At 39.1% G+C, this 2659-nt stretch carries 3 protein-coding genes and 2 rRNA genes; 4 read left to right on the top strand and 1 reads right to left on the bottom strand.

Features of this window, described 5'->3' with window-relative positions; genetic code table 11:
• From rrf to BUB71_RS18695, 3 genes are all read left to right on the top strand, one after another.
• A 5S ribosomal RNA gene (gene rrf / locus BUB71_RS18685) occupies positions 1 to 93 on the top strand; the annotation flags it as partial.
• Positions 94 to 315: 222 nt separating this feature from the next.
• Entirely contained in the window at positions 316 to 846 is a 531-nt protein-coding gene (locus tag BUB71_RS18690; RefSeq protein ID WP_073158770.1) for a hypothetical protein, read from the top strand.
• Entirely contained in the window at positions 836 to 1540 is a 705-nt protein-coding gene (locus BUB71_RS18695; RefSeq protein WP_073158775.1) for a hypothetical protein, read from the top strand. The genes BUB71_RS18690 and BUB71_RS18695 overlap by 11 nt, the downstream gene beginning before the upstream one ends.
• A gap of 38 nt (positions 1541 to 1578) precedes the next feature.
• Here the strand turns inward: BUB71_RS18695 and pyrH are convergent, their stop codons facing one another.
• Entirely contained in the window at positions 1579 to 2319 is a 741-nt protein-coding gene (gene pyrH, locus BUB71_RS18700) for a UMP kinase (RefSeq protein ID WP_073158781.1), read from the bottom strand.
• Positions 2320 to 2561: 242 nt separating this feature from the next.
• Between pyrH and BUB71_RS18705 the strand changes: the two genes are divergently transcribed.
• A 16S ribosomal RNA gene (locus tag BUB71_RS18705) occupies positions 2562 to 2659 on the top strand; the annotation flags it as partial.

Below are 2659 nucleotides of genomic sequence, written 5' to 3' on the forward strand. Positions count from 1 at the left end.
CCACTCGTTCCCATCCCGAACACGATCGTTAAGCCCTCCAGCGCCAATGGTACTTGGGGCTCACGCCCCTGGGAGAGTCGGACGTTGCCAGGCAACCAACACCCTATCTCTAATAGAGATAGGGTGTTTTATTTTTTTATCAAAAATGAATGATTTTATATTTGCAAAGCTCCTTTAACAAATTGATGATCGTCATCGCTGTTTGATCCATACTATGAAATTTCTATTCTGTTAAGAAAGACTATGAATTCGAAATGTCAATCTTTCTTGTTGTATAATATGTATAATTTATTATTCGACAAAAGGGGGATGATTGTGAAGGAAGGTTCATCTTATGGGGTCACTTTTCGAATGCTGCGCCAACTGTTAAAAGGAAATTATCATCATCATATCTTGAAAGGAACTCGAGCAGAGCTAGATCAGTTGTGGCAAGAGTATCTACATGCAATTACGGATTCCATGACACGGTATCGGTTTATTCAAATCATGGAGCTGATAGATCAATTTCATTTTTTTGAGGGAGTATCAAATATCCCTGTCTATAAGCATGAAACTGTGATTGATAAAAAAAGATCGGCTAAGCAACTTTCCGTATTAATCAAAGAAAATGAGGAGGCTGAAGAGGCATTTGTATACACAGTTCAAAAGAGAGGGTTTATTCAAAGAGACTATCATTTTAGTAATAATAGAATTGTAAATATTCAAATCCCAAAAGATGTTGATCCGCGATATCGTTGCGCGGTGCTCAATTTTGGGAAGTTATTGCTCATTATTGCAAAACATATTGATTGTACATTGCGAGAAGATCAAGTTTTAGGAAAGATGGTTGAAAGTCATGACAGCTAAAACGAAGAAAGACCAAGTAATCAAGAAAATTAATCAAGTGATATTCAGTCATAACCGCTACCTATACAACTATCAAAATCTTATTTTTGGACCTAGTTCTTCCTTTGAGCTGTGGCGTGGACTTTGTGATGCTGAACATTTTTATCAACAAGCATTTCGTGCAGTGATGACACCCGAATCTCATCGTGATGAATTTATTAAAGAGGCTGATCGATTATATGAAACAAAAGAATTTATTTCAGGTCAGCAATCGAAGTTTACCATTCTTGGGGAGAAAAGCGCGAGAGAATCGATCAAAACAGCATTGTTTTTACATGATATTGCAAAAGCCTTAAAGAGTTTTAGTCAGGGTTTTGATGAATATGGACAAAAAAATCCTCTTTTCATAGCTTTAGGCAGGTCGTCAGCTATTTTCTCAGATAGGGTTTCCATTATTTTGGAGGCAATCAAAAGTTCATCGTATTGTGAAATATATCAAAAAGAATTAAGTTTATTAGCTTCAGATAATTATATTTCTCCACTGCAATTGTTTTTTGAAGAAGATGAATGGGTGATTGATGGTGAATGGTCAAAAGTGCTGAATGATCCAACATCAGGAAAAGGCTTGATGGCAAGAATGGAAGAGGAAGTATTTCGATCAGAGAGTATTGAAGTATTGGAAAAGGTAAATCGTAAGAAGAAAAAAAGTGAATAAAAGATCGGGGAGTCAATACCCCCCATCAATACGAAAATTTATGCGTATGACATACTGGTGTTTGGTGAAATATATGTACCGATCTCCTCTTTGCCCTGTACGATTTGCTTCATTGTTCCTTGTTCATCAAAATTGAAAACATGGAGAGGTAAGCCATAATCGCGCGCTAACAACAGTGCTGACTGATCCATAACCCGCAAGTCATTTTTTACAATATCATCGTAAGATAGCGTTTTAAATCGTCTAGCGGAAGGGTCTTTGTTGGGATCAGCGTTGTAAATACCATCTACACCGTGTTTGGCAGCAAGCAATGCATCACAGCGTAGTTCTAGGGCTCGTTGCATAGAAGCATAATCAGTCGTTACATAGGGTTGACCAATCCCGCCAGCTAAAATCACAATATATTCTTTGTCCAAATGATGAATAGCTCGTAGACGAATATATGGCTCTGCAATCGCGTTCATCGGCACTGCTGACATAACCCGTACTTCTTTGTCTGATTTTGCTGTGATGGCACCACGTAGCATTAAGCTATTAATGACTGTGCCCATCACCCCGATGTTATCTGCTTCCGCTCGCTCTATCCCCCACATATCTGAGACATTTCCGCGGAAAATATTTCCTCCACCGGAGAGGATGACAACTTGCACGCCAAGATCAGCAACTGATAAAACTTGGCTTACGATATGATCGATGGCTACCGGATCAAAGCCTGTTCCTTCTTTACCCGCTAAAGCACCACCGCTTAATTTGATGAGTACACGTTTATACCGTAACATAGTGGTTCACCTCCCGACGGCTCATAAACGCTATCATTATAGTAAAATTGAGTCTTAAAATCAAACAAAGGACGTCATGTAATTTTTTTAATAAATAGTGTTGACTTCTCTGTCTAGACATGATATATTACTACTTGTCGCCGCAAGAGCGGCAAACATCATAAAGAGATACAAATGATGAAGCACTTTGATAACAGAAGAGTGAACATGTGACCTGTAATTCTTATTGAGCAAGACAAACTTTTATGAAGAGTTTGATCCTGGCTCAGGACGAACGCTGGCGGCGTGCCTAATACATGCAAGTCGAGCGCGGGAAGCCTCTTCGGAGGTGGAACGAGCG

The sequence above is a fragment of the Seinonella peptonophila genome (assembly GCF_900129355.1).
GTDB lineage: Bacteria > Bacillota > Bacilli > Thermoactinomycetales > Thermoactinomycetaceae > Seinonella > Seinonella peptonophila.

Bases quoted from the DNA above. Each gene is read 5' to 3' on its own strand.
- BUB71_RS18695 (WP_073158775.1), top strand. From the start codon at position 836: ATGACAGCTAAAACGAAGAAAGACCAAGTAATCAAGAAAATTAATCAA.
- pyrH (WP_073158781.1), bottom strand. From the start codon at position 2,319: ATGTTACGGTATAAACGTGTACTCATCAAATTAAGCGGTGGTGCTTTA.